Source organism: Glycomyces amatae, from assembly GCF_020991375.1.
Lineage (GTDB): Bacteria > Actinomycetota > Actinomycetes > Mycobacteriales > Micromonosporaceae > Glycomyces > Glycomyces amatae.
The window spans coordinates 126,669-152,399 of record NZ_JAJLQZ010000007.1; the positions used below are offsets into that span (position 1 = coordinate 126,669).

At 72.0% G+C, this 25,731-nt stretch carries 25 protein-coding genes; 15 read left to right on the top strand and 10 right to left on the bottom strand.

Going from position 1 to position 25,731, the window contains the following annotated elements:
- The first annotated feature begins 113 nt into the window (after positions 1–113).
- Entirely contained in the window at positions 114–1,283 is a 1,170-nt protein-coding gene (locus LO763_RS13250; RefSeq protein WP_230602828.1) for an ROK family transcriptional regulator, read from the top strand.
- 333 nt (positions 1,284–1,616) lie between these two features.
- Here the strand turns inward: LO763_RS13250 and LO763_RS13255 are convergent, their stop codons facing one another.
- Entirely contained in the window at positions 1,617–2,639 is a 1,023-nt protein-coding gene (locus LO763_RS13255; protein ID WP_230602829.1) for an ABC transporter permease subunit, read from the bottom strand.
- Entirely contained in the window at positions 2,636–3,667 is a 1,032-nt protein-coding gene (locus LO763_RS13260) for an ABC transporter ATP-binding protein (protein WP_230602838.1), read from the bottom strand. Before LO763_RS13260 ends, LO763_RS13255 begins: the two co-directional genes overlap by 4 nt.
- Before the next feature lie 197 nt (positions 3,668–3,864).
- Between LO763_RS13260 and LO763_RS13265 the strand changes: the two genes are divergently transcribed.
- A complete protein-coding gene (locus tag LO763_RS13265; RefSeq protein ID WP_230602840.1) occupies positions 3,865–4,656 on the top strand; it encodes an ABC transporter ATP-binding protein in 792 nt (263 codons plus the stop codon).
- A gap of 176 nt (positions 4,657–4,832) precedes the next feature.
- Positions 4,833–6,212: an alpha/beta hydrolase gene (locus LO763_RS13270; protein WP_230602842.1), complete on the top strand. Its 1,380-nt coding sequence runs from the start codon at positions 4,833–4,835 to the stop codon at positions 6,210–6,212.
- A gap of 10 nt (positions 6,213–6,222) precedes the next feature.
- Here the strand turns inward: LO763_RS13270 and lipB are convergent, their stop codons facing one another.
- Complete coding sequence (lipB, locus tag LO763_RS13275; RefSeq protein ID WP_230602844.1) at positions 6,223–6,879, bottom strand: lipoyl(octanoyl) transferase LipB; 657 nt, start codon at positions 6,877–6,879, stop codon at positions 6,223–6,225.
- Between the two features lie 253 nt (positions 6,880–7,132).
- Between lipB and LO763_RS13280 the strand changes: the two genes are divergently transcribed.
- From LO763_RS13280 to LO763_RS13305, 6 genes are all read left to right on the top strand, one after another.
- A complete protein-coding gene (locus LO763_RS13280; RefSeq protein ID WP_304608821.1) occupies positions 7,133–7,885 on the top strand; it encodes an amino acid ABC transporter ATP-binding protein in 753 nt (250 codons plus the stop codon).
- Positions 7,886–7,929: 44 nt separating this feature from the next.
- Positions 7,930–8,868 (top strand): glutamate ABC transporter substrate-binding protein, encoded by a 939-nt coding sequence (locus LO763_RS13285; RefSeq protein WP_230602846.1) that lies wholly within the window; start codon positions 7,930–7,932, stop codon positions 8,866–8,868.
- Between the two features lie 67 nt (positions 8,869–8,935).
- A complete protein-coding gene (locus LO763_RS13290; protein WP_230602847.1) occupies positions 8,936–9,592 on the top strand; it encodes an amino acid ABC transporter permease in 657 nt (218 codons plus the stop codon).
- Positions 9,593–9,605: 13 nt separating this feature from the next.
- Positions 9,606–10,517, top strand: coding sequence for an amino acid ABC transporter permease (locus LO763_RS13295; RefSeq protein WP_230602849.1), 912 nt, complete (start codon positions 9,606–9,608; stop codon positions 10,515–10,517).
- Positions 10,518–10,651: 134 nt separating this feature from the next.
- On the top strand, positions 10,652–11,620 hold the full coding sequence (locus LO763_RS13300) for an ATP-binding protein (protein ID WP_230602851.1): 969 nt from the start codon (positions 10,652–10,654) through the stop codon (positions 11,618–11,620).
- A gap of 137 nt (positions 11,621–11,757) precedes the next feature.
- Complete coding sequence (locus tag LO763_RS13305) at positions 11,758–12,168, top strand: SCO5389 family protein (RefSeq protein ID WP_230602852.1); 411 nt, start codon at positions 11,758–11,760, stop codon at positions 12,166–12,168.
- Between the two features lie 96 nt (positions 12,169–12,264).
- Here LO763_RS13305 and LO763_RS13310 read toward each other — a convergent pair whose 3' ends face one another.
- The 3 genes from LO763_RS13310 to LO763_RS13320 form a co-directional block, all read right to left on the bottom strand.
- The gene (locus LO763_RS13310; RefSeq protein ID WP_230602854.1) at positions 12,265–12,975 is read right to left on the bottom strand and encodes a TetR/AcrR family transcriptional regulator; all 711 of its coding nucleotides are present in this window, start codon (positions 12,973–12,975) and stop codon (positions 12,265–12,267) included.
- A 19-nt stretch (positions 12,976–12,994) separates the two neighbouring features.
- Positions 12,995–13,408: a hypothetical protein gene (locus LO763_RS13315; RefSeq protein WP_230602856.1), complete on the bottom strand. Its 414-nt coding sequence runs from the start codon at positions 13,406–13,408 to the stop codon at positions 12,995–12,997.
- A gap of 84 nt (positions 13,409–13,492) precedes the next feature.
- Positions 13,493–13,654, bottom strand: a complete 162-nt coding sequence (locus tag LO763_RS13320; RefSeq protein WP_230602858.1) for a hypothetical protein — start codon at positions 13,652–13,654, stop codon at positions 13,493–13,495.
- Between the two features lie 69 nt (positions 13,655–13,723).
- On the opposite strand from LO763_RS13320, the gene hisF reads away from it, so the two are divergent.
- The 3 genes from hisF to LO763_RS13335 all read left to right on the top strand — a co-directional run bounded on the left by hisF (position 13,724) and on the right by LO763_RS13335 (position 18,473).
- Positions 13,724–14,485, top strand: a complete 762-nt coding sequence (gene hisF, locus LO763_RS13325) for an imidazole glycerol phosphate synthase subunit HisF (protein WP_230602861.1) — start codon at positions 13,724–13,726, stop codon at positions 14,483–14,485.
- Positions 14,486–14,868: 383 nt separating this feature from the next.
- Positions 14,869–16,698: an ABC transporter ATP-binding protein gene (locus LO763_RS13330; protein ID WP_230602863.1), complete on the top strand. Its 1,830-nt coding sequence runs from the start codon at positions 14,869–14,871 to the stop codon at positions 16,696–16,698.
- Positions 16,695–18,473 carry an ABC transporter ATP-binding protein gene (locus LO763_RS13335; RefSeq protein ID WP_230602866.1) on the top strand — a complete coding sequence of 593 codons (1,779 nt, stop codon included), beginning with the start codon at positions 16,695–16,697 and terminating at the stop codon, positions 18,471–18,473. Before LO763_RS13330 ends, LO763_RS13335 begins: the two co-directional genes overlap by 4 nt.
- A gap of 118 nt (positions 18,474–18,591) precedes the next feature.
- Here the strand turns inward: LO763_RS13335 and LO763_RS13340 are convergent, their stop codons facing one another.
- The 4 genes from LO763_RS13340 to LO763_RS13355 form a co-directional block, all read right to left on the bottom strand.
- Complete coding sequence (locus tag LO763_RS13340; protein ID WP_230602868.1) at positions 18,592–19,080, bottom strand: hypothetical protein; 489 nt, start codon at positions 19,078–19,080, stop codon at positions 18,592–18,594.
- A 255-nt stretch (positions 19,081–19,335) separates the two neighbouring features.
- Positions 19,336–20,289: a hypothetical protein gene (locus tag LO763_RS13345; protein WP_230602870.1), complete on the bottom strand. Its 954-nt coding sequence runs from the start codon at positions 20,287–20,289 to the stop codon at positions 19,336–19,338.
- 102 nt (positions 20,290–20,391) lie between these two features.
- A complete protein-coding gene (locus LO763_RS13350; protein ID WP_230602872.1) occupies positions 20,392–23,148 on the bottom strand; it encodes a BCCT family transporter in 2,757 nt (918 codons plus the stop codon).
- A gap of 45 nt (positions 23,149–23,193) precedes the next feature.
- Complete coding sequence (locus tag LO763_RS13355; RefSeq protein WP_230602874.1) at positions 23,194–23,910, bottom strand: RibD family protein; 717 nt, start codon at positions 23,908–23,910, stop codon at positions 23,194–23,196.
- A gap of 79 nt (positions 23,911–23,989) precedes the next feature.
- Between LO763_RS13355 and hisI the strand changes: the two genes are divergently transcribed.
- From hisI to trpC, 3 genes are read left to right on the top strand one after another with little or no spacing between them, the layout of a single operon-like run.
- Complete coding sequence (gene hisI, locus LO763_RS13360; protein WP_230602879.1) at positions 23,990–24,352, top strand: phosphoribosyl-AMP cyclohydrolase; 363 nt, start codon at positions 23,990–23,992, stop codon at positions 24,350–24,352.
- Positions 24,349–24,897, top strand: a complete 549-nt coding sequence (locus LO763_RS13365; protein WP_230602881.1) for a Trp biosynthesis-associated membrane protein — start codon at positions 24,349–24,351, stop codon at positions 24,895–24,897. Before hisI ends, LO763_RS13365 begins: the two co-directional genes overlap by 4 nt.
- Before the next feature lie 6 nt (positions 24,898–24,903).
- Positions 24,904–25,704, top strand: coding sequence for an indole-3-glycerol phosphate synthase TrpC (gene trpC, locus LO763_RS13370; RefSeq protein ID WP_369431987.1), 801 nt, complete (start codon positions 24,904–24,906; stop codon positions 25,702–25,704).
- Positions 25,705–25,731: the final 27 nt, after the last annotated feature.

The following is a 25,731-nucleotide window of genomic DNA, read 5'->3' on the forward strand; positions in this document are numbered from 1 at the left end:
TTCGGCGGGGCGGTCGAGGGGCCGCCCGCCGAAACCCCGGTTTCCGCACCGGCGACGGGGGTCCCCGCCCGTCCCGCGTGGATAATGTGGGCTCGGAGGAGAAAGAAGATCCAATGCCGAAGAGCCACACCCCCGGGGTGCCCAAGCTGCTGCGCGTCCTCAACGACCAGGCGGCGCTGAAGCTGCTGCTCGAGGACGGCCCCCAGACCCGAGCGCAGCTCGCCGAGCGCACCTCGATGTCCAAGGTCACCGCCTCGCAGATGATGGAGCGCCTCCAGAGCCGCGGCCTCGTCGAGGTCGTCGGCTCCAAGTCCGGCGGCCGGGGCCCCAACGCCTCGCTGTACGCGGCCGTGCCCACCTTCACCTACGTCGTCGGCGTCGAGGTCGGCCCCGTGACCACCAAGGGCGCCTGCGCCGACTTCACCGGCCGCATCGTCGGCCGCGCCGAGATCGACGTCGAGGGCTCCACCGACCCGGTCGCCGTGGTCCGCCGCGTCGTCACCGACTCCGTCGCCGACGCCGGGATCGAGATGGCGAAGGTCGAGCGGATCGTCCTCGGCACCCCCGGCGTCATCGACCCCGCCAGCGGCGAGATCGGCTTCTCCTGGAACCTCCCGGCCTGGCACCGCGGCCTGCGCACCGCCCTGAACGAGGAGTTCGCCCCGGCCGTCGAGATCGAGAACGACGTCAACCTCGCCTGCCTCGCCGAGCAGCGCTCCGGCGGCGCCGGCGGCGCCTCGGACTTCGTGTACGCCTGGTTCGGCGGCGGTCTCGGCCTCGGGGTCATCCTCAACGGGCGGCTCTACCGCGGCGCCAGCGGCGCGGCCGGAGAGATCGGCTTCCTCCCCGTGCCCGGCGGCGAACTGCCGACCGGCGGCGTCGTCACGCGCCTGTCGAAGGGCTCCTACCAGCGCGTCATCGGCGGCGACGCCGTCATCGACATCGGCGCGAAGCACGGTTTCGAGGCCGCCGAACCCGAAGACGTCGTCAACGCGGCCGTCGCGGCCGGACCCGAGGGCGCCTCCTGCCTGGACGAGGTCGCGCGCGGCATCGCCCTCGGCATCGTCGCCGTCTGCGTCCTGCTCGACCCCACCGTGGTCGTCCTCGGCGGCCCGGTCGGGTACGCGGGCGGGCTCGAACTCGCCGGGCGCGTCGCCGCCCAGACCTCCCAGCTCGCCCCCGTCAACCCGAGCGTCGTCGCGGGCGCGGTCATGGACGAACCGGTCATGCGAGGCGCGATCCTCCACGGCCTCGACGCGGTCCGCGAAAGCCTCTTCGACTGACCCGAGCGACCTCCGACACAAAACCCGGCGACGACGCCCCACTCCCGCCGAATTGTCGTACCCCTATGTCAGGGTGGTTGCTTCGGGGGCACTGAAAACGAGCCTCTTCGGCTCGGCCCCTGCCCCCGGACCGCACCAGCGTGTTCGAATGCGGCGCCGCGGCGCTGTCACACCCCTGTGCCAGGGTGGTTGCTTCGGGGGCACTGCGAACGAGCTCCTTCGGCTCGACCCCTGCCCGGGACGCCCCCGCACAGTCCCGTGAACACGCGGCCGCCCCCTCGCCCTGCGAGGGGGCGGCCGCACATGCATTCCGCTTGCGCCGCAGCGCCTCGGCTACGCCGCGTCGCGCCGCTGGAACGCCCAGGTCGCCAGCGCGCCGAACAGCACCACGATCCCGCCCAGCAGCAGACCCGCGTCGGTCGCGGTGATCACCATGACATCCGGCGTCATCTCCATGCCGCTGCTGTTCCAGTTGTACAGCTCGATCTTCCCGGAGATCCACGCCATCACCCACGTGTACAGCGAGAACCGCTCCGGATAGTCCACCGGCAGCGACATGCTCGTGATCTGCACCAGCATGTCGCCGATGATCAGGTACCCCGCGATGACCCCGCCCGCGATCGCCGTGTGCCGCCCCAGCATCGCCAGCGACGCCCCCAGCGCCGTCATCCCCAGCGTCAGCAGCCCCGTGCGGCCCAACCGCTCCAAGGTCGCCTCCCACCACACGCCGTCGAGGTCCCCGACTTCGCCGCGCACCGCCGCCGTCAGGTACAGCAGCCCGAACGCCAGCACCACGACGCCCGCGACCGCGGCCGCGCACACCGCCAGCGCCGCGCCGAGCTTCGCGCCCCACACCTTCATCCGGTGCGGATGCCACACCATCAGGTTCGACATGCCCCCGCTCGACCACTCGGCCCCGATCGCCGAGGACGCCAGCATCATCATGATCAGGCCCGCCACGATCGCGACCCCGATGAGCATGTACGAGCCCTCGTTCTCGAACGAGAAGGTGTACGTGTAGATGAAGTCCTCGGCGGTCATGCCGCCCACGTAGAACTCGCAGCGCTCCTCGTGCGACATGTCCGCGTACGCCGAGTCCTCCACGGCCCACGCGTAGTTCGCGTTCTCCTCGAAGAAGCCCTCGTCCTCGAGGCAGTCCCCGTAATCGGGGTTGTCCTCGTTCCACTGGTCGGCCTGCGCCTGGGCCTCGGCCAGCTGACCCTCGTCCGGGCCCTGGCTGGAGGTCGCCCACATGATCGCCGTCAGGCCCACCACGCCCGCGACCGCGAGAATGCCGAAGACCAGCGACAGGCGCCGGCGCGCGAGGCGCCGCAGTTCCGCTTTGAACAGGTTCACCGCTCCACACCTTCCGCCTGGACGTCGATCGCGACGCCGCCCGGGGCCGCCTGAGGCACCTCGACCGACTGCCCGATCTGGACGGTCCGGCCCGGCACCGGCGCCGTCCCCGTCAGCTCCAGGAACACCGACTCCAGGTTCTTCGTCTCCGTCACCAGCTCCGACAGGTAGATCCCCGCGTCCGCGAGGGTCTTCGTGACCCACGCGGGCTCGGGCGCGCCGGTGACCACGAGCCGGTCGCGGTCGACCGCGGCCGTCAGGTCCGGCGCGGCGCCGGTGAGCGCCTCGACGGCCTCCGGCAGCGACGCCGCGTCCGGGAACCGGACGCTCAGGCTCGCGCTCGAATGGCCCGCGATGATGTCGGCGACCTTCCCGTCGACGATCCGGCGCCCCCGGGAGACGATCGTCATCGAGTCGCACAGCTGCTGCACCTCGGAGAGCAGGTGCGAGCTGACCACCACGGTCACGCCCTGCGAGTGCGCGAGCCACTGGAGCAGCTCGCGCATGTGGTGGATCCCGGCCGGGTCCAGGCCGTTGGCGGGCTCGTCCAGGATCAGCAGCTGCGGCTGCTTCAGCAGCGCCTGCGCGACGGCCAGTCGCTGGCGCATGCCCAGCGAGTAGCCCTTCACGGCGGCCTTCGCCGCGTCCTTCAACCCGACCTGCTCGAGGACCTCCTCGACGCGGGACCGGGGGACCCCGGCGCTCTCGGCGAGCAGCTGGAGCGTCAGCCTCCCCGAGAAGTGCTTGAAGAACTGCGGGGACTCGACCACCGCGCCGATGCGGGAGACGACCTGCGGCAGGCGGCGGGGCACCTCCTCGCCGAAGATCCTCATGTCGCCGCCGTCGACGCGGATGAGGCCCAGCAGGGCCCGCAGCGTCGTGGTCTTGCCGGAGCCGTTGGGCCCCAGGAAGCCGTGCACCTGGCCCGCGGCGACCTCCATGTCGAGGCCGTCCAAGGCGTTGTGCGGCTGCCTGAAGGCCCTCGAATAGGTCTTCCGCAGCCCCGATATCTCGATGATGGGGGGCATGGACTCTTTCCAGTTCGCAGTGGGTGGACCGGGGGCCCGCCCCGGCGGGGCGGACTACCGGTCGGACGCCGCCGGCGGCGGCGCGGTTGCGCGGACGGCCCGGCGCCGCCGCGGCCGGGCAGGTCGCCCGGTGTGTCGCAGCACTGCCGCGCGGCCGCCCTCGTCCACGTGTCCGGGCCGCGTGGTTTCATTGACCCGTGGCTCAGTCTGAACGCGTCCTCGACCTGTCCGGCGTCACCGTCCGGCGCGGCGGCAACCAGCTCCTCGACGGCGTCGACTGGAGCGTCGACGCCGACCAGCGGTGGGTCGTCCTCGGCCCCAACGGGGCGGGGAAGACGACGCTGCTCAACCTAGCGGCCGCGCGCAACCACCCGACGTCCGGAGTGGTCGAGATCCTCGGCAGCCGCCTCGGCCGGATCGACGTGTTCGAGCTGCGCCCCCGCATCGGCCTGACCACCACGCAGGTCGCCGACGCGATACCGGGCGGCGAGAAGGCCTTCGACGTGGTGCGCACCGCCGCGTGGGGCATGATGGGCCGCTGGCGCGAGGAGTACGACCCGCAGGACGACGAGCGCGCCGCCTCGCTGCTGCGCTGGCTCGGTGTCGCGCAGCTGTCGGACCGGCTGTTCGGGACGCTCTCGGAGGGCGAGCGCAAGCGGGTCCTGATCGCCCGCGCGCTGATGACCGACCCGGAGCTGCTGCTGCTCGACGAGCCGGCGGCCGGGCTGGACCTGGGCGCCCGCGAGGCGCTGGTGGCGACGCTGGCCGGACTGGCCCGCGACGCGGCCGCCCCGGCAATGGTCCTGGTCACACACCACGTCGAGGAGATCCCGCCGGGCTTCACGCACGCGCTGGTCCTCTCGGGGGGCGGCGTGATCGCCGCCGGCCCGATCGGGGAGGCCCTGACCTCGGCGACCCTCTCGAAGGCCTTCGGCCTCCCGCTGACCCTCACGGCCAACGGCAACCGCTTCACCGCCACCGCGGCCTGACCCCGAAGCGACCCTGTTCGAACGACACTGTCGGACCCCCGTGTCAGGGTCGTTGACCGGGGGCACTGCGAACGGGCCTCTGCGGCTCGGCCCCTGCCCGCGTTCGCCGCCTCCCGAGGCTGCGCTCACACACGCGGCGTTCGGCACCCGGCATCCGGCTCGGTTAGGCTGGCCCGGTGAGATTCCGGTGGTGGCGCGCGACGGTCCTGACGGCCGTCGCCGCATTGGCGCTCGTCTACCTCGCCGGCCTGACCCGCCTGGGCGAGGCCGAAGCCGACCAGCTCCAAGCGGTCCCCGTCCTCGCCGCCGACCCGGCCGAGGAGCTCGCGGCGCTCCGCGCCGCCGCCCCCGTCCCCGGCGACGACCCCGCCGCGGCGCTCGAAGCGGCCCTCGCCGACCCCCAGGTCGCCGCCGCCCTCGTCGCCGCGCTCCCCGACACCGGCTCCGGCGAGCTCGGCGACGCCCTCGCCACCCTCTACGCCGCCGGCGGCGACCTCGACCCCGTCGACGTCAACGCGTTCTACACCGGCCTCGGCGAGGAGGCGACCGCCTGGCTCGCCGTCCTCTACCCCTCCGTCGTCGCCGAGATGCCCGGCGCGCCCTTCGACGCCCGCATCACCGCCAACCGGCTCATCCTCGAAGCGACCACCGCCGCCTCGACCGCCTACGACAGCCCCGGGCGCCCCTGGACCGACGACGCCGAGCGGCCCGCCCGCGCCGAGCTCGCCGCCCTCGCCGGCACCGGCCGCCAGTTCCTCTACCTCGACCCCTACAACAACAACGGCGACGGCTCCTGGATCGAGGTCGTCGGCGACCTCCACACCGCGACCGACGTCGCCGTCCTCGTCCCCGGCGGCTCCGCCGTGCTCTCCAGCGAGAACTTCCAGCTCTACTACAACCGTGCCGAGTCCTTCGTGGACGCCGCCGACGGCGAGCTCGCGGTCGTCGTCTGGGCCGCCGCGTCCTGGCCCTCGGGCTGGGTCGAGGAGTCCTGGGCCTCCTGGTCCCAGGTCGCGGCCGAGAGCCTCGCGTCCTTCACCTTCGACCTGCGCAACCAGATCGGCGCGGACACCCCGCTCACCCTCGCCGGACACTCCTACGGCGGCGCCGTCATCGGCTACGCCGAGACCTACGACCTCGAAGCCGACCAGGTCCTCCACATCGCCTCGGCCGGCATGGGCAACGACGTGTACGGCCCCGAGGACTACACCGAGCCGTGCCGCGCCCGCTACTCGATCACCGCGCCCGGCGACCCGATCTCCTACGTCCAGGGGATGCCCTACGTGCCGCTGCTGGGCCACGGCGCCGACCCCGACGACTTCCCCGGCGTCCGCAACCTCGAGACCGGTTCGCTCCCGGACACCCCCGGGGCCGTCGACGACTACGGCCGCAGCCTCGCCGGCCAGGGCATCGCGGGCAAGACCGTCGAAGGCGTCCACTCGCACTCGGAGGTCTTCTACCCCGAATCGGACGCCTGGACCAACATCCTCAAGGTCCTGCTGCACGAGGCCCCCGGGCTCGCCGACGAGCAGCCCGAGGCCTACGAGGGCTGCTGAGCGGCCCCGGTCAGTCCCGCTCCAGGAGCAGGCCCAGGTGCTTCTCCACCACCGGCAGGACCTCCTCGACGGTGACGGTGCGGCCCAGCTCGCGCGAGAGGCTCGTGACGTCCGCGTCGGTGATCGCGCACGGCGCGATCCGCTCCCAGTAGCTCATGTCCGGGTTGCAGTTGAGCGCGAAGCCGTGCATCGTGGTCGCCCAGCGCACGCGCACCCCGATCGCGCAGATCTTCCGCTCCGGCCCCTGGTCGTCGGCCGGGAGCCACACGCCCGTGCGGTCGTGCATCCGGCCCCGCGCCGAGGTCACCCCGAACTCGTGGCACACGGCGGCGACCATGTCCTCGACCCGGCGCACGTAGCCGACCACGTCGACCTTCCGGCGCATCTTCATGATCGGGTAGCCGACGATCTGGCCCGGCCCGTGCCAGGTGATCTGGCCGCCGCGGTCGACCGTGACGACCGGCGTGCCGTCCTGCGGCAGCGCCCACGTCTCGGTGCGCCGCCCGGCGGTGTACACGCTCGGATGCTCCAGGAGCAGGACGGTGTCGCCGATCTCGTCGTCGATGCGCCGCTGCTGGAGCTCCTTCTGGTAGTCCCAGGCCTCCTGGTAGTCCACCAGGCCACGCTTCTCGACGGTGATGCTCGCGGTTCCCACGGGTGCGGTCATGGATCGACCCTAATCCCACCGGGGCGCCCGCGGCCACCGGACGACGCGAGTGTCACCTTTGTTCCGGGGGCGCTTCGTTCCTGTTTTCGCCCGGTCCTTCTTTATGGGCCCGTTACTTAATTGCCGACTAGTTGCGGCCCGCCAGCGCCCCAGTGACCGCCCGTGAGCTGTCACACTACTATTCCTAAGGTACTTAAGGCCCCAATCCGATCGCCCCGCGCCAGTCGAGGGTTACACGACCACAGGGATACGTATGGAAGCAACGCCGAAGGCTCCGATGGTCACCATCTCCGGCGTCAACAAGCACTTCGGGAACCTCCACGCGCTCAAGGACATCGACCTGACCGTGGACGACGGCGAGGTCGTGGTCCTCATCGGACCCTCCGGTTCCGGGAAGTCGACCCTCTGCCGGACCATCAACCGCCTGGAGACCGTCGACTCGGGGCAGATCACCGTGAACGGCAAGCCCCTGCCGGCCGAGGGCCGCGCCCTCGCCAACCTCAGGGCCGACGTCGGCATGGTCTTCCAGCACTTCAACCTCTTCGCGCACCTGACGGTGCTCCAGAACATCACGCTCGGCCCGATCAAGGTCCGCCGCACCCCCAAGGCGAAGGCCGACGCCCGCGCCCGCCAGCTCCTGGAGCGCGTGGGCCTGTCCGACAAGGCCGACGTCTACCCGTCGCAGCTCTCGGGCGGCCAGCAGCAGCGCGTGGCGATCGCCCGCGGCCTGGCCATGGACCCCAAGCTGATGATGTTCGACGAGCCGACCTCCGCGCTCGACCCCGAGATGATCAACGAGGTCCTCGACGTCATGCAGGACCTCGCCCGCGAGGGCATGACCATGGTGGTGGTGACCCACGAGATGGGCTTCGCCCGCCGCGCCGCGAACCGGGTCGTGTTCATGGCCGACGGCCAGATCGTCGAGACCGCCGCGCCCGACGAGTTCTTCGACGACCCGAAGACCGCGCGCGCCCAGGACTTCCTGTCCAAGGTCATGACCCACTAGAGCCACCCGACACCACCGTTGGACCCCTGAGGAAGGAAACACCTATGCGTACGTTCAAGACCGGCCGCAGGGTCGCCGTGGCGGCCCTCGCCTCCGCGACCATGGCCCTGGCCGCCTGCTCCGGCGAGGCGAGCCAGGACCAGGAGGAGCAGGACGAGCTCCAGGAGTCCGTCGGCGAGTACTCGCTCGAGCAGGCCGCGGAGATCCCCGCGGGCTACATCCAGGAGATCCAGGACCGCGGCTACATCAACGTCGGCGTCAAGTTCGACCAGCCGCTCATCGGCCAGAAGAACACCGCGACCGGCGCGATCGAGGGCATGGACGCCGAGGTCGCGCGGCTGCTGACCCAGTACATCTTCGGGTCCGTGGACGAGGAGGGCGACGACGCGAACCTGAAGTTCATCGAGACGACCTCCCAGAACCGCGAGACCTACGTCAACGACGGCACCGTCGACGTCGTCATCGCGTCCTACTCGATGTACCCCGAGCGGCTCCCGAACTTCGACTTCGCGGGCCCGTACTTCGAGACCGGCCAGAACGTCATGGTCGCGGCCGACAACACCGACATCAACTCGGTGGCCGACCTCGCGGGCAAGGACGTGTGCATCGCCGAGGGCTCGGGCTCGATCGAGAACCTCGCGAACGAGAACCCCGACGCCGTCATCACGCCGCTGGCCGACTACGCGGCCTGCGCCGAGGCCCTCGAGAACGGCCAGACCGACGCGGTGAGCACCGACGAGACGATCCTCTACGGCTTCACCGTCGACAAGCCGGACGCCTTCCGCGTCCTGGACTCGTCGAACATCTTCACCGACGAGCCGTACGGCATCGCGATGCCGCTCGGCGAGACCGACGCGCGCATGTTCGTCAACGACATGATCGACGAGATCATCGCCAACGGCGACTGGGAGAAGGCGTTCGACCTGACCTTCGGTGCCGCCGGCATGGAGACGCCCGCGTTCCCGACCCCGAACCGCTACTAGACCCGCGACCGTTCGGTAGGGCGGTGGCGGCCCCGGCCGTCGCCGCCCGCCTTATGGAGGAGTCCGCTTGTTCGACAATTTCGATCTGATGGTCGCGGCCCTTGGTGCGGGCATGTGGACCACGGTGTGGGTCACCCTCACCAGCTACACGATCGCCCTCGCCATCGGCATGGTCCTCGTGGTCATGCACGTGAGCCCCGCCTTCCCGGCGCGCTGGGCCGCCAACGCCTACACGCAGCTGTTCCGCAACGTCCCGCTGCTGGCCGTCCTGTTCATCATGTACTTCGGCCTGCCCAAGATCGGGATCGTGGCCGACAACTGGGTGTGGGCGCTGCTCGGCCTCGGGATGTACACCGGCGCGTTCGTCGGGGAGACCCTGCGCTCGGGCATCAACTCGATCCCGCTGGGCCAGGCCGAGGCCGCCCGCTCGATCGGGCTGACCTTCGGCCAGTCCCTCGGCTCGGTGATCATGCCCCAGGCGGTCCGCGCCGTGATCCCCCCGCTCGGCTCGCTCCTGATCGCCCTGGTCAAGAACAGCGCGCTGGTGCTCGCGATCGGCGTCACCGAGCTGACGGCCCAGTCGCGGCGGCTCATCGAGGACAACGCCAGCCGCTTCGACCTGTGGGGCGTCATCATCGGCGTCACCGTCAGCTACCTGCTGATCGCCCTCGTCCTCAGCTACCTCGTGCGGCTCGTTGAAAAACGCACCGCCTTCGTCCGATGAGAGCAGGCGAGTCATGAGCAGACAGAACGAGAGCACGGTCCTGTTCGACGCGCTCGGCCCCAAGGGCCGGCAGCGCTCCACCGTCGCCTCCATCGTCTCCGCGGTGGTCATCCTGGGCATCCTGGCCTATGCGGCCAGCGTGCTCGCCGGGGAGGGCTTCTTCGAGCAGTCCCGCTGGGTCAACCCGCTGGACGCGCTGGTCGTCGAGACCACGTGGGTGCCGGCGATCCTCGACACCCTCCTGGCCTTCGCGCTCGGCTCGGTCCTGGCGCTGGTCCTGGGCGTCCTGGTCGGCTTCGGCCGGATCTCGCGGTTCGGGCTGACCCGCTGGGCCTCGACCGGCTACGTCCAGTTCTTCCGGGCGCTGCCGCTGATCCTGCTGATCTGGATCTCCTTCACCATCGACGGGCACTTCGGGTTCACCACCGACACGCTCGGCTGGAGCAACGAGGCGCGGCGCCTGACGTTCCTGGTGCTGGGCCTGGGCATCTACAACGGGGCGATCCTCGCCGAGATCCTCCGCGCGGGCGTGGCGGCGCTGCCGCCGGGCCAGGCCATGGCCGGCTACGCGGTGGGCCTGCGGCACGGGCAGGTCCAGCGCCTGATCGTGCTGCCCCAGGTGCTGCGGAACATGCTCCCGGCGGTGCTGGCGCAGCTGGTGATCCTCCTCAAGGACACCTCGCTGGGGTACGTGATCACCTACCCCGAGCTGCTGCACTCGGCCAACATCGTCGGCCGCGACTACAGCAACTCGTTCCTCCAGGCGCTCATCATCGCCGCGTTCATCTACTTCGCGCTGGCGTACGCCCTCTCGAAGCTGGTGGTCCTCGCGGAGCGGCGCCTGCGCAAGAAGACCGCGGCGCCCAAGGCCGCCGCGCAGCTCGAGTCGGAGGTCGCGGGCGGCCAGGCCGGCGTCGTCATCTGACCCCACCGCCCACGAGGGCCCCGTCGGCACCATGCCGATGGGGCCCTTCGCATATGAGGAACCGTCGCCTCCGGGGCCTGCTACCCTCCATTTGAAATCAACAACCATTTTCAATTGGTGGGGGACCACAGCACATGAAACTCGCCTTCGTCGGCAAGGGCGGCTCCGGCAAGACCACGATGGCCTCGCTGTTCGCGCGCCGCGCGGCCGCGCTCGGCCACCCGGTCATGGCCATCGACGCCGACATCAACCAGCACCTGGCCGCCGCGCTCGGCCTCGACCCCGAGGCCGCCGCGATGGGCCCGGTCCTCGGGGAGCACCTCGGCGACATCAAGGAGCACCTGCGCGGCGCCAACCCGCTCATCCCCTCGGCCGAGCTCATGCTCAAGACCACCCCGCCCGGCCCCGGCTCCCGCCTGCTGACCGTGGGGGAGTCCGACCCCGTCGTCGACGCGCTCTTCACCGACCACGAGGGCATCCGCTTCGCCGCCACCGGCGGCTTCGTCGACGACGACCTCGGCGTCGCCTGCTACCACTCCAAGGTCGGCGCGGTCGAACTGCTGCTCAACCACCTCGTGGACGGCCCCGAGGAGTTCGTCGTGGTCGACATGGTCGCCGGCGCCGAGGCCTTCGCCTCCGGCATGTTCACCCGCTTCGACCACACCTTCCTGGTGTGCGAGCCGACCCTGCGCTCGGTCGGCGTCTACAAGCAGTACCTCGGCTACGCCGAGGACTACGACGTGCGCATCTCCGTGATCGGCAACAAGATCGACGACGAGGACGACGTCGCGTTCCTGCGCGGCCACGTCGGCGACGCCCTCCTCGGCTGGTGCGCGCGCTCCCGGTACGTCAAGGCCGCCGAACGCGGCAGCGTCGGCCCCGTCGCCGACCTCGAACCCGAGAACCTCGCCGTCGTCGACGCCGCCCGCGAACGCGCCGTCGCCGGCGGCAAGGACTGGGCCAAGTTCACCCGCCAGGCCCACGAGTTCCACCGCAAGGCCGCACTCGCCTGGGGCAACGACCGCGCCGGCGTCGACCTCGCCGACCAGATCGTGCCCGGCTTCGTCCTCGGCGAGCACCTGCTCGGCGCCGAGGCCCGCTGACCGCCCGCCCGCCCGCGCGGCGCCGCGCGGACGGGCCTGGACGGCGGCGACCCCGGGACCCCTCTGCGTCGACTACCCGACAGCGGACGGTGACCGGACCGATCACAATGAACCGATTCGAACCGAGAGGAGAACGCATGTCCCTTGACGTCTCTGCAGACCTGCTCGCCAAAGCCGAAGCGGGGGAGGTCGGCGACGCCGACTTCATCGACTGCGTCAAGCAGTCGCTGCCGTTCGCGTGGGAGCTCATCGCGAAGGTCGTCAACGACCTGAAGAACGGGGTCGTCTCGTCGAGCGGCTCGACGCAGTTCGCCGACAACACCACCCCGCCGCCGGACGAGCAGGCGCGCGGGCAACTGCTGCGCGTCCTCGCCTCGGACTCGATGCGCGGCGCCCTCGAGCGCCACTACGGCGTGAAGCTCGCCTTCCAGAACTGCCACCGGATCGCGGCGTTCCCGGTGTCGGAGGTCGACTCCGACACCTACCGCAAGTTCATCTCCCCGCGCGGGCAGCTGCTCAACCAGTCGCCGGAGCTGCGCGACTGCTGACCGCGCCCTCCACAGGGACCGGCGGAGGCCGGCGGGACACCCTCCCGCCGGCCTCCGGCGCGCCGGGAGGGGGCGGGGCGGACGGGCCGCGGGGCCTCAGGCGGGCCGGCGGGTGATGAGGAAGTCCCGCACCAGCTCCTCGCCCTGCTTCACCAGGGGGCGCAGGATCTTCAGCCGCGACAGCGCCACCACCCGGGCGGCCAGGGGCGCGGTGCGCCGGGCCAGCTCCCGCGACTGCTCCTGGCCGGGGGAGGCGTCGTACACCCAGTACAGGACCACGACCATCTGGTGCAGCCACAGCATCTCCGGCAGGATGTCCGCCATGTCGGCCGGCACCTTGGTCTTCGAACCCTCCAGGACCTCCCGGTAGAGGGCGATGTCCCGGTCGCGACTCTCGGACGAGTCCTCCGAGAACGGGCTCAGCGGGCTCGACGGGTCGGCGGCGTTGCGGAAGAACTGGCCCGCGAACGCGTGGTAGGGCCCGGCGATGTCGAGCCAGGCCAGCAGGGCCGCCTCGATCCGCTCCGCGAGGGTCTCCCGGCCCTGGAGCATCCGGGGGGCCAGCTCGGCGTGGCGGAGGGTCGCCTGCTCGTAGAAGCCCTGGATCAGGTGCTCTTTGGACTTGAAGTAGTAGTACGCGTTGCCCACGGACACCCCGGCCTCGGCGGCGATCGCCCGCATCGTGGTCTTGTCGTAGCCGCGCTCGGCGAACATCGCGAGCGCCACGTCGATGATGCGCTGCCGCGTCCGCTCGCCCTTGCTCGAAGGGCGGGCGGACGCGTCGGGTTCGGCCTCAGGTGCGCTCACGCAGGCGATCCTACTTGGGTCAGGCGCCGTTCGGGTACGGTCGCTGCGGCGGGTGCGGCGGTTCGAGGGCGGCGAGCGCCCGGGCGTCCACATGGCCGCGCTTGCGGAAGCCGTTGAGCACGATCACGTTGAGCACGTGGAGGAGTCCGAGCACCAGCAGCACGGCGCCGATCTTGACGGCCACGGTCTCGAAGACGCCGCGGGCGTCGCCGATCGGCGCCCCGGTCCGCAGCCACAGGGCCACGAACCCGAAGTTGAGCAGGTAGAACCCGACCTGGAGGAGCTTGTTGACGGCGTGGGCGAGCTGCTCGTCCCCGGCGAAGACGTCCTTGATGAAGTGGTAGCCGTTGGCGCCCAGGGTGCGGGCGACCCAGACGGTGAGCGGTACGGCGACGAGGAGGTAGGCGATGTAGGCGACGACCGTCATGTCCATGACAGCGCTCCGTTCTGACGGGGGTGTGCAATGAGTTGAACATGTTCAACTTCGATTCACGCTACTCCACATTCTTGAACAGGTTCAAGTCTGGGGCGGATGTATCGCGCACGACACAGCCTCCTTCCCGAGCGCCTCCGCCGCGACGGCCTCCGGCGCGGCGCCTGCGCGCTCGGCCGCCTCTCGGGGCTGCCGGCAGGCGACATCGGCAACGCCCGCGGTGATCGACTTCGCGGCTTCGGCCATGGCGGGGACGCTGCTCGCCGACCGCGAAACGAACGCGGGGCCGCACGCCGCCTCCGGTAGTCTTGCCGCGTGACTGTTGCGGTGCGTGTGATCCCCTGCCTGGACGTGGACGCCGGGCGGGTCGTCAAGGGCGTCAACTTCGAGAACCTGCGCGACGCGGGCGACCCGGTCGAGCTGGCCGCCGCCTACGACGCGGCCGGGGCCGACGAGCTGACGTTCCTCGACGTCACCGCCTCCTCCGACGACCGCGGCACCATGATGGACGTGGTCGCCCGCACCGCCGAGCAGGTCTTCATCCCGCTCACCGTCGGCGGCGGGGTCCGCACCCCCGCCGACGTCGACCGGCTGCTGCGCGCGGGCGCCGACAAGGTCGGGGTCAACACGGCCGCGATCAGCCGGCCCGAGGTGATCGCGGAGATCGCCGACCGGTTCGGCAACCAGGTGCTGGTGCTCTCGGCGGACGTCGCCTCCGGCGCGGCCACCGACTCGGGCTGGGAGGTCACGACGCACGGCGGGCGCCGCCGCACCGGCATCGACGCGGTCGAGTGGTGCGCGAGGGCCGCCGGGCTCGGGGCGGGGGAGATCCTGCTCAACTCGATCGACGCCGACGGCACCAAGGGCGGCTTCGACCTGCCGCTCATCGCGGCGGTGCGCGCCGCCGTGGACGTGCCCCTCATCGCCTCGGGCGGCGCGGGCAAGGCCGCCGACTTCCCGCCCGCGGTCGAGGCGGGCGCGGACGCGCTGCTGGCGGCCTCGATCTTCCACTTCGGCGACGTCGCCATCGGCGAGGTCAAGCGGGAGCTGAAGGACGCGGGCCACCCGGTCCGCTGATGCGCGGGCGCCGTTCGCGCAGCGCTGAACGCGAACGGAGCGTCCGGGCAAATCGGACATCAGCGGGTCCCCCGGTCTCAACCCTGCCCCACGGGTGCGACAGCGCCCGCTCCTCGGGGCCGCTTCGCCGCCCGCGTGTTCGGGCACCACCGCTGCCGCCGCCCGCGCGTTCCGATGAGGCCGCCGCTGCGGGGGCCGGCTCCCGTCGCGAGAGGGGGTCTGCGCCTTCGGGGAGGCGGGGACGGGCGTGCCGCCGCGAACCCGATCCGGAATACGGTTGGCGACCGCCTGCGGCGCGAGGCATGATTGCTAGCGGTCGCTTGCCGACCGGCTAGCCAGTGCCGCCAGGAGCCTGGCGAGCACACCCACCGACCGGAGACCCAATGACGCTGCCCACCGGCGCCTCCCTCGACGACCAGCCCGCCGACGACCGCATCCTCCGCGCGGGACTGCGCAACCTCGCCGACATGATCCGGCTGCGGCCGGGGCCCTTCGCCATCGGCGCCGCCGGCGCCATGATCAACACCGGCATGACCCTCTTCCTCTCCTACGTGACCGGCTGGGTCGTCGCCGGCATCGCCGTTCCCGCCTACGAGAACGGCGAGGTCGCCCTCGGATCCGTCCTCCTCGGCGTCGCCGCCCTCCTCGGCATCTCCATCGTCCGCTTCTCCTCCATGTGCGCCCGCCGCATCGGCGCCGGCGTCATGCAGTTCGGCGTCCAGGCCCACTGGCGCCGCCGCATCACCCGCCGCTACCTCGCCCTCCCCGTCTCCTGGCACCAGCGCCACCCCACCGGGACCCTGCTGTCCAACGCGAACGCCGACGTCGAGGCCGCCGCCCGCCCCCTCGCCCCGCTCCCCTTCGCCTGCGGCACCCTCTTCATGGTCGCCGTCGCCATGGTCGCGTTCGTCGCCATCGACTGGGCCGTCGCCCTGGTCGCCCTCGGCATGTTCCCCGCCCTCTTCGCCCTCAACGCCGTCTTCGCCACCAAGATGGCCCCCCGCGCCAAACGCGCCCAGGAACTGCGCGCCGAGGTCTCCGCCGTCGGCCACGAGTCCTTCGACGGCGCCCTCGTCGTCAAGGCCATGGGCCGCGAAGCCGCCGAGACCGAGCGGTTCAGCGCCTCCGCCGACGAACTGCGCGACGCCATGATCGGCGTCGGGCGCCTCCGCGCCGCCTTCGAGCCCGCCATCGCCGGCCTCCCCGAGATCGGCGTCCTCATCGCCCTCCTCGTCGGCCTCGCCCGCTTCGAGGCCGGCGCGATCGACCTCGAGCAGCTCGTCACCGTCTCCTTCATGTTCTCCGTGCTCGCCTTCCCCGTCCGCGCCATCGGCTGGGTCCTCGGCGACCTCCCCGGCTCCGTCGTCGGCCGCCGCCGCGTCGACCACGTCCTCGCCGCCACCGGCGACATGACCTACGGCGACAAGGAGCTCCCCGCCTCCCAGGCCCCCGCCCGGCTCGAGTTCGACGCCGTCGCCTACGCCTACCCCGACGGCCACGAGGCCCTCGGCGAGGTCACCTTCGCCGTCGAGCCCGGCACCACCGTCGCCCTCGTCGGCGCCACCGGCTCCGGCAAGTCCACCCTCGCCCACCTCGCCGCCCGCCTCATCGACCCCTCCCGCGGCGCGATCCGCGTCGACGGCGAGGACCTGCGCGGCCTCACCCACGCCAGCCTCGCCCGCACCACCGCCCTGGTCCAGCAGATCCCGTTCGTCTTCGACGACACCGTCCGCGCCAACCTCGCCCTCGACCGCGAGGGCGTCGACGACGACCGCCTCTGGGACGCCCTCGCCGCGGCCGGCGCCGAGAAGTTCACCGCCTCCCTCGAGGACGGCCTCGACACCGAGGTCGGCGAGAGGGGCACGACCCTCTCCGGCGGCCAGCGCCAGCGCCTCACCCTCGCCCGCGCCCTCGCCGGGCGCCCGCGCCTGCTCGTCCTCGACGACGCCACCAGCGCCGTCGACCCGAAGGTCGAGTCCCAGATCCTCTCGGGCCTCAAGGACTCCTCCGAGGCCGCGAGCGTCCTCGTCGTCGCCTACCGCCGGGCCACCATCGCGCTCGCCGACGAGGTCGTCTTCCTCGAAGGCGGCCGCATCACCGCCCGCGGCCCCCACGCGGAGCTGCTGCGCACCCACCAGCCCTACGCCGAACTCGTCACCGCCTACGAGCGGGCCGAGGCCGAGCGCGAATTCGATGAGGAGAACGCGGCGTGAACGAGCCGGAAGACACCCAGCCGGGACCGCTCCAGACCGTCAAGCGCGGCCTCCAGCTCTCCCCGGAGCTGCGCCGCGGCCTGGCCTTCACCGTGTTCCTCGCGGCCGTCACGGCCCTGGGGCGCCTCGTGGTCCCCATCGGCGCCCAGCAGATCCTCGACCGGGGCCTCCTCGGCGAGGGCGGCCCCGACCTGTCCTACGTCCTGGTGGTGGCCGCGCTCGGCGTCGCGGCCCTCATCGTCACCACGGCCGCGAACTACCTCATGAACCGGCGCCTGTTCGTCGTCTCCGAGCACGCCCTCGCCTCCCTGCGGCGGCGCACGTTCCGCCACATCCACGACCTGTCCATGCTGCACCAGCAGTCCGAGCGGCGCGGGTCGCTGACGGCGCGCGTGACGACCGACATCGACCAGGTGAGCCAGTTCCTCCAGCAGGGCGGCATGGTCCTGGTGACCTCGACGGCGCAGATCATCGTCGCCACCGTGGTCATGGTGGTCTACTCGTGGCAGCTGGCGCTCGCGGTGTGGATCGTGTTCATCCCCGTGACGTGGCTGATCAAATGGCTCCAGAAGCACCTGGCGGCCGCCTACACGAACGTGCGCCGCAGCGTCTCCAAGATGCTCTCGGCGGTCTCGGAGGCGGTGGTCGGCGCGGGCACCGTGCGCGCCTACGGGGTCGGCGCCCGCACCAGCGAGCGCCTGGACGCCTCGATCGAGGAGCACCGCCGCGACCAGACGCGGGCGATCAGCCGCTCGGCGTTCTCGTTCGGCGCCGGCGAGCTGGTGTACCTGGGGGTCAACGCGGTCGTGGTCGTCCTCGGCGCGTTCCTGGTCGCGGACGGGTCGATGACGGTGGGCGGCCTGACGGCGTTCCTGTTCCTCGTCGTGCTGTTCACGCAGCCCGTGGTCATCGGCACCGAGACGCTCAACGAGGCGCAGAACGCGGTCTCGGGCTGGCGCCGGGTCCTCGACGTCATCGACACCGAGCCCGACGTGGCCGACCCGGTCGACGGCCGCCCGCTCCCCGAAGGGCCCCTCGGGGTCCGCTTCGAGGGCGTGCGCTTCGCCTACCCCGGCGGCGAGGAGGTCCTGCACGGCATCGACGTCGCGATCCGGCCGCACGCCAAGGTCGCCGTGGTCGGCGAGACCGGCTCGGGCAAGACCACGTTCGCGAAGCTCCTGACGCGCCTGATGGACCCCACCTCCGGCCGGATCGTGCTGGGCGGGGCGCCGCTGACCGAGGTGACGTTCGCGTCGCTGCGCGGGCGGGTGACGATGGTCCCGCAGGAGGGCTTCCTGTTCAACGGGACCCTCGCGAGCAACGTGCGCTTCGCGCGGCCGGAGCTGACGGACGCGGAGATCTACGTGGCGTTCGCCGAACTCGGCCTCCAGGACTGGGTCGAGACCCTCCCGAACGGCCTGGAGTCGGAGCTGGGCGAGGGCGGCGCGAACCTCTCGGTCGGCGAGCGCCAGCTCGTGTCGCTGGTGCGCGCCTACGTCGCCGACCCGGACCTGCTGGTCCTGGACGAGGCGACGAGCGCGGTGGACCCGGCGACCGAGCTGCGGCTGTCGGCGGCGCTGGACGCGGTGACGCGCGGGCGCACGACGGTGATCATCGCGCACCGCCTGTCGACGGCCGAGACCTCCGACGAGGTCCTGGTGTTCGACGCGGGGGACCTGGTCCAGCAGGGCCCGCACGCGGTCCTGGCGGCCGAGGAGGGCTCGGTCTACGCGGGGCTCCACGGCTCGTGGGTGGAGCAGACCCGCTCGTCGTAGCGGTCCGGGGCCGCCGCCCGGAGCGGTTCCGGGCGGCGGCCGGCAGGTCGGTGAGGGGCCATGAGGCGCCGGGGATCATGACCGGGCGCGCCCGATCGGCGCGGGCGGGGCGCTGCGTCTAGTAGGGGTTGGACACGTAGCGGTCCTGGGTGTAGACCGTGAAGTTGTTGCCGTTGACGAACGTGTTGCCCGAGAGCACGAAGTACACGTTCTGGTGGCCGGTGAAGGTGTGCTGGCCGGTCACGGTCTGGCTGCGGCCGTAGCAGGGGGCGGTGCCCGACGGGCCGGTCGGGTCCGTGTAGTGCGTGGTCACGGTGGTGCCGTACAGGTTGCCGGGGGTGTAGGCGTTGACGGCCACCCGCAGGCTGGGCGGGGTGTAGCTGGACTGGCGGCAGACGGTGATGGAGTACTGGAACGTGTCGCCGCCGGTGTCGAACTGGACCCACCCGGTGGCGTACCCGAGCTGGTGGCCGTTGCCGGTGACCTGGATGGTCACGGGGTACTGGGCGCCCCACGCGGCGTGCGCGGGGGCTCCCGCGAAGACCGCGGGGGCGGTGAGGGCCGCCATCGCGGCGAGCGCGAGGAGCAGGCGTCTCAGGAGGTTCATTCGCATCGCGAATCCCTTCGTCGTCGGATATCGAATGACGTCGATGCAGTGCATCGGGGACAACGTAGCAATGCGGTTACGCTGAGGCATCGGCTGAACGGCTGATTTACCGGGCAAGCACCGCTTGCGCCGCAACGACTGTTATCGAATCGAGGCCATTGTCGACGGAGGACCGGCCCTCAGGGGAGGCGCCGGGCCCGGCCGGATCCGAAGGGCCGCAGCGGCGACCGCTGCGGCCCTTCGCGCGTCCCGGATTCAGGCCCTGGACCGGCGGCGGGTCCAGGCGAGGGCGGCCGCGCCGGCGGCCAGCGCGGCGAGTCCCGCCCCGCCCGCCGCGGCGAGCGGGGCGCCCGTGACCGGCAGCACCGGCAGGCCGAGCGGGCCCTCGCCGTCGGAGGGGGCGTCGCCGGACGCGTCGTCGGCGACCGGCGCGGCCGCGTCCAAGGGGTCCTCGCCCGGTTCGTCCGCAGGGTCCTCGCCCGGCTCCGGCTCGGGGATCGCCAGCTTCGCGAACCAGGTCTGGTACACCGGGAGCCCGCTGAGGGCGCTGAACTCGAAGGTGAGGCCGGCCAGGGGCGCGGTGGGCCGGAACCAGGCGGCGTCGCCGTTGTCGTCCGCGCCGGCCCCGGTGATCGTGACCGAAGCGGACTCGATGCGCGAGGTCGGCGAGTCGGGGCCGGTGCCGCCGGAGCAGGCGCCCGGCCGGGGCGAGACGGTGCAGTAGTTGAAGACGCCCTCGAAGCCGAGGCCCGCGGCGGGCACGGGGTTCCCCTCGGCGTCGGCGGCCCGCACCGTGACGGTGTCGGCGTCGAGGTCGCCGAGGGCGAAGCCCCAGCCGCTCGACGGCGTGGGCGAGGCGAACGCGTACGTCGTGGTCGAGGGGTTGCCCGGCGCGTCGGTGTCGGGCCGGATGAGCGGGTAGCCCTGGTCGCGGCTGGAGCCGAAGACCTCCCCGAAGGGCGTGTCCTCGCCGAGCCAGGTGTTCCCGCCCGAGCGCAGGCCCGAGTCGGCGCGGGCGTCGCTGGTGAACACCGCCTCGGGGAAGTTCCCCGGGAGGGTCATCGTGCCGGTGTAGTCGCGGCTCCCGCCCTCGAAGGTCCAGCTCGCGTAACCGGCCTCGTCCTCCTGGGCCTGCGCGGGGGCGGCGGTCGTCAGCAGCGCGGCGCTCACCGCGCCGACGAGCAGCAGGCGGCCTGTCGTTGAGTTCACGTTCGGAGATCCTTCTGGCGTCGCACGTTCGGGCGGGACCACAGGATCTTATGGCGGGAAACCTTGCGGACAGGGCATCGCGGAGGGCGTGTCCCTCCGTCCTCAGGGGACGAGCAGGAGCTTCCCGGTGGTCCTGCGGTCCTCCAGGGCCTGGTGGGCCTCGGGGGCCTCCTCGAGGCGGAAGGCCTCGCCGACGCGGACGAGGAGGTTGTCGTCCTCGATCATCTGGAAGACCTCGGCGGCGCGGTGCAGGTACTCCTCGCGGGTCGCGGTGAAGTCCACCAGCGTGGGCCGCGTGAGCACCAGCGACCCGCCCTGGTGGAGCGCCTGCGGGTCCACCGGCGGGACCGGGCCGCTCGCCTGCCCGAACAGGGCCATCACGCCGCGGCGCCGCAGGGCCCCGAGCCCCTCGTCGAAGGTGGCCTTGCCGACGCCGTCGTAGACCGCCGCGACGCCCTCGCCGCCGGTGAGCTCGCGGGCCCTGGCCCCGAAGCCCTCGTAGCGCATGACGTGGTCGGCGCCGTTCTGCCGGGCCAGCTCGGCCTTCGCGTCGGTCGAGACGGTGGCGATGACCTTGCCGCCCTTGACCTTCACCATCTGGGTGAGCAGCAGGCCCATGCCGCCGGCGGCGGCGTGCACGATCACGGTGTCGCCCTCCTGCACGTCGTAGACGCTGTTGCACAGGTAGTGCGCCGTCAGGCCCTGGAGCATGACCGCCGCGGCGGTCTCGACCGCCACCTTCTCGGGGACGGCCACGAACTGGTCGGCGTCCCCGACCACGAGGTCCGCGTAGGAGCCCGGGACGCTCTTCCAGGCGACCTCGTCGCCGACGGCGAACTCGGTGACGCCGGCGCCGACGGCCGCGACGTACCCGCCGCCCTCCAGGCCCGGCGTGAACGGCAGCGGCAGCCCGTAGGCGCCGGTGCGGTGGTAGACGTCGATGAAGTTGACGCCCGCCGCGGCCACCTTGACGGCGATCTGACCGGGCCGCGGGCCCGGGTCCTCGCCCTCCAGCAGCCGCATCACGCCCGGCCCGCCGGTCTGCTCGACCACGATCGCCTTCATGGGGATTCCTTCCGCCGCAGGTTCACCCCATAATTTAGCGGCCTCGTCGTCGGTGCCGTTGCGGCGTCCCGTCCCCAGCCACGGGCGCATCCGCCCGCGGCCCCACGGGTTCCTCGGCCCGGTGCGGGTCTCGACCTCCTCGCCCACGAGCCGGCGTATCGCCTCCCGGAAGCCCTTGTGCCGCAGCTGGTACCGCAGTTGACTGCCCCCGGGGTCCTCTCTGAGCTCCTTCATGAGCGCGACGCACAGCAGGAGCATCACGAACATGAACGGCAGCGCCACGATGATCGTGGCGTTCTTGAGCCCCTCCAGGCCGCCGCTGAGCAGGAGCACCGCCGCGACCGCGCCGATCGTCAGGCCCCAGAACACGACGAGCGGCTTCTTCGGCGTCAGCGAACCCGAGCTCGACAGCGACCCGAGCACGAGCGACGCCGAGTCGGCGCTGGTCACGAAGTAGTTCGCGACCAGCAGCATCGATATGCCCGACACCACCGCGTACAGCGGCAGCGACTCCAGCAGCGCGAACATCGCGTACTCCTCGCCCTTGGCCACGGCGTCGCCGTAGTCGGCGTCGGTGTTGGCCTGGTTCCAGATCGCGGTCCCGCCCATGACCGCGAACCAGACGGTCGAGGCCGTCGACGGCACCAGCAGCACGCCGGTGATGAACTGGCGCACCGACCGGCCCCGCGAGATGCGGGCGATGAACGTCCCCACGAACGGCGCCCACGACAGCCACCACGCCCAGTAGAAGATCGTCCAGGCCGCCATCCAGTCCTCGCCGCCGAACGCCCCGGTGACGCTGGAGAGCCGCATCAGGCCGGACAGGTACGAGCCGACCGAGGACGGCCAGGCGTCGAGCAGGAACAGCGTCGGCCCCGCGAAGAACACGAACGCCATGATCACCGCCGCCAGCACCACGTTCGCCGTCGACAGCCACTTGACCCCGCGGTGGACGCCCGAGAAGGCCGAGGCCACGAACGCCGCGGTCAGCGCGGCGATCACGATGAGCTCCAGTTGCGTCGACCCGGGCACTCCGGCGACGAGATCGAGGCCGACCGCGACCTGGAGGGCGCCGAACCCGAGGCTCGCCGCGGTGCCGAACACCGTCGCGAAGATGCCCATCAGGTCGATCGCCCGGCCCGCGCCCGGGCCCCAGCGGCGCCCCTCGGTCAGCGGCAGGAACGCGTCGCTGAGGTTGTTGCCGCGGCGCTTGCGGAAGGTCGAGTACGCCAGCGCCAGCCCCGCGACGGCGTAGATGGCCCACGGGTGCAGCACCCAGTGGAAATAGGTGTAGATCAGTGCACCGCGCTGCCGGTCCTGCTCGAAGAACGTCGAGTCCGGCTCCAGCTCGAGCGGAGGGGGGACCGTGAAGTAGTGCGAGAGCGGTTCGGCCACGCCGAAGAACATCAGGCCGATGCCCATGCCCGCCGCGAACATCATGGCGATCCACGGGAGCGTCCCGAACTCCGGCTCCTCGTCGCTGTTGCCGAGCCGGATGTTGCCGAAGCGGCTCACCGCGATGTAGACCGCCAGGACCAGGAAGACGTTCCCGGCGATGATGAACAGCCACCCGAAGTTGCCGATCACCCAGTCCAGGGCCGCCGTGGAGGCGGTCTCGAAGTCGTCGGGGAAGACCGCGCCCAGGACGATCACCGCCAGGACGACCGCGGCGGCGATGCCGAAGGTCGTCTTGTCGACCGGGAGGGTCTCGGGCCTGGGCTCGGACTCGCCGGACGCCGGAGGGGCGGGATCCTCGGGGGGCTCCCCCGGTCCGGCCGTGTCTGTCTCGGACATTCCTCGCTCCATCCCCGTCCGGTCGGCGTCGACGCTGCGGCCATTTTAGGGGATCATCGGCGCATACACGTATAAAACGTTCACCCGACGGTACACCAGCAGCGCGATCGCCCCGATCGCCCGCGCCTCGGCCAGCCGCAGCGGCCGCCCCGGCCCCTGCGGGAACGCCGCCTCGTACACGAACCGCGCCCCGCCCCGGTCCCCGAGCAGGAACGGCGCCACCGCCACGTGCACCTCGTCCACCAAGTCGGCCGAGAGGAACGCCGTGTGCACCGTCCCGCCGCCCTCCACCAGCAGCCGCGCCACCCCGCGCCCGGCCAGGTCGGCCAGCGCCGCCGCCAGGTCCACCTCGCGCTCCGCGGTCGCCACCACCTCCGCCGCCTCCGGGCCCAGCGGGCACGCCCGCGCCCCGGCCGCGCTCGTGTACACCACCACCCGGCCGCCCACGTCCTCGGCGCCGCGGTCGAACAGCCGCGCGGACGGGTCCAGCTCGCCCGACGGGGAGAACACCGCCCGCAGCGGCGACGCGGGCCGGCCCGCCGACACCCGCTCGGCCCGCCGCTCCGGCGAGCGCACCAGCAGCCGCGGGTCGTCGGCGCGCACCGTCCCCGCGCCCACCGCGATCGCGTCCACCCCCGCGCGCACCGCGTCCACCCGGTCGAAATCGGCCGCGTTCGACAGGACGAGGCGCTCCTCCGCGACGTCGTCGAGGAAGCCGTCGAGGCTCATCGCGGCCGAAACGATCACATAAGGGCGCTCCATGCCCCCGAGAATCCCACGATTCACACCGCGGCGGGCCCGGGTGGCGGCCCCGTCCGGGGGGCGATCACAATCGGTAAGCGTGGGAGACCGACAGACCGGCGACGACACGGACCCCGGGTCCGGGGCGGACGCGCCCGTCGCGTTCAACGCGGACGGACTCGTGCCCGTGATCGCCCAGCAGCACGACACGGGCGAAGTCCTCATGCTCGCGTGGATGGACGCCGAGGCCCTGCGCCGCACCGTCGCCACCCGCAAGGCCACCTACTGGTCGCGCAGCCGCGGCGAGTACTGGGTCAAGGGCGAGACCTCCGGCCACCACCAGGCGGTCGTCTCGGTCGCGGTCGACTGCGACGGCGACACCGTCCTGCTCCAGGTCGACCAGACCGGCCCCGCGTGCCACACCGGCACCCGCACCTGCTTCACCGGAAGGTCCATCGCATGACCGCCGAAGCGACACCCGGCCACCCGCGCGCCGCCGAACGCACCCGCGTCCTCCTCGCCGGCTTCGCCGCCGCGGCCCTCGCCGCGCTCGCCGCCTCCCGCGAGTGGACCGCCGCCGAGACCGGCCACGCCGCCGCCGCGGCCCAGACCGGCACCGACCTCGCCTCCTGGGGCCTGCCCTGCGCCCTCGCCGGCGGCGCCGCGTTCCTCGCGATGCTCGCCACCGGCAACCGCGCCCGCCGCGCCCTCGGCGCCGTCGCCGCCCTCGCGGGCCTCGCCGCCGCCCTCGCCGGCGCCCTCCACCTCGACGCCGGGGCGTGGCCCTGGACGCTCGCCGCCGCCGGGCTCGCCCTCGCCGCCGCAGGGGCCGCGACCTGCGCCCGCGCCGGCCGCTGGCCCGACTCGGCGTCCCGCTACGACGCCGCCCCCGCGGACGGCCCCGCCATAGCAGAAGACCCGGTGTCGCTCTGGAACGCCCTCGACTCCGGCCAGGACCCCTCGTCGCCTAATATCACGGCATCGGCGCAGGAGAAGGGACGATCTTAGGTGAACGTGCTGGAGCAGATCATCACCGAAGTCCGCGCCGATCTCGAACGGCGCCAGACCGAGACCCCCATCGAGCGGATGCGCGAGCTCGCGCAGGCCGCCAAGGCCCCCCTCGACGGCTACGCGGCCCTCGCCGGCGGCGGCGTCAGCGTCATCGCCGAGGTCAAGCGCGCCTCCCCGTCCAAGGGCGCGCTCGCCGACATCCCCGACCCGGCCGTCCTCGCCGCCGAGTACGCCTCCGGCGGCGCCAGCGTCATCTCCGTCCTCACCGAGGCCAACTACTTCAAAGGCAGCCTCGACGACCTCGACGCCGTCCGCGCCAAGGTCCAGATCCCGGTCCTGCGCAAGGACTTCGTCGTCTCCCCCTACCAGGTCCTCGAAGCGCGCGCCCACGGCGCCGACCTGGTCCTCCTCATCGTCGCCGCCCTCGACCAGGACACCCTCGTCTCGCTCCACGAGCGCATCGAGGGCCTGGGCATGACCGCGCTCGTCGAGGTCCACACCGAGTACGAGGCCGACCGGGCCCTCCGCGCCGGCGCGAAAGTCATTGGCGTCAACGCCCGCGACCTGACTACGCTCGAAGTGGACCGCTCGGTGTTCGAGCGCATCGCCCCCGGCCTGCCCCGCGACGTCGTCAAGGTCGCCGAGTCGGGCGTGCGGGGCACCCGCGACCTCATCCGCTACGCCAGCGCCGGCGCCGACGCCGTGCTCGTCGGCGAGGGCGTCGTCAAGCAGAAGAGCCCGCGCGACGCCGTCGCCGAGCTGGTCACCGCCGGGTCCCACCCGGCCACGCCGCGTCCGATCTAGCGGTCGGCGCGGGACAACAAGCCGATC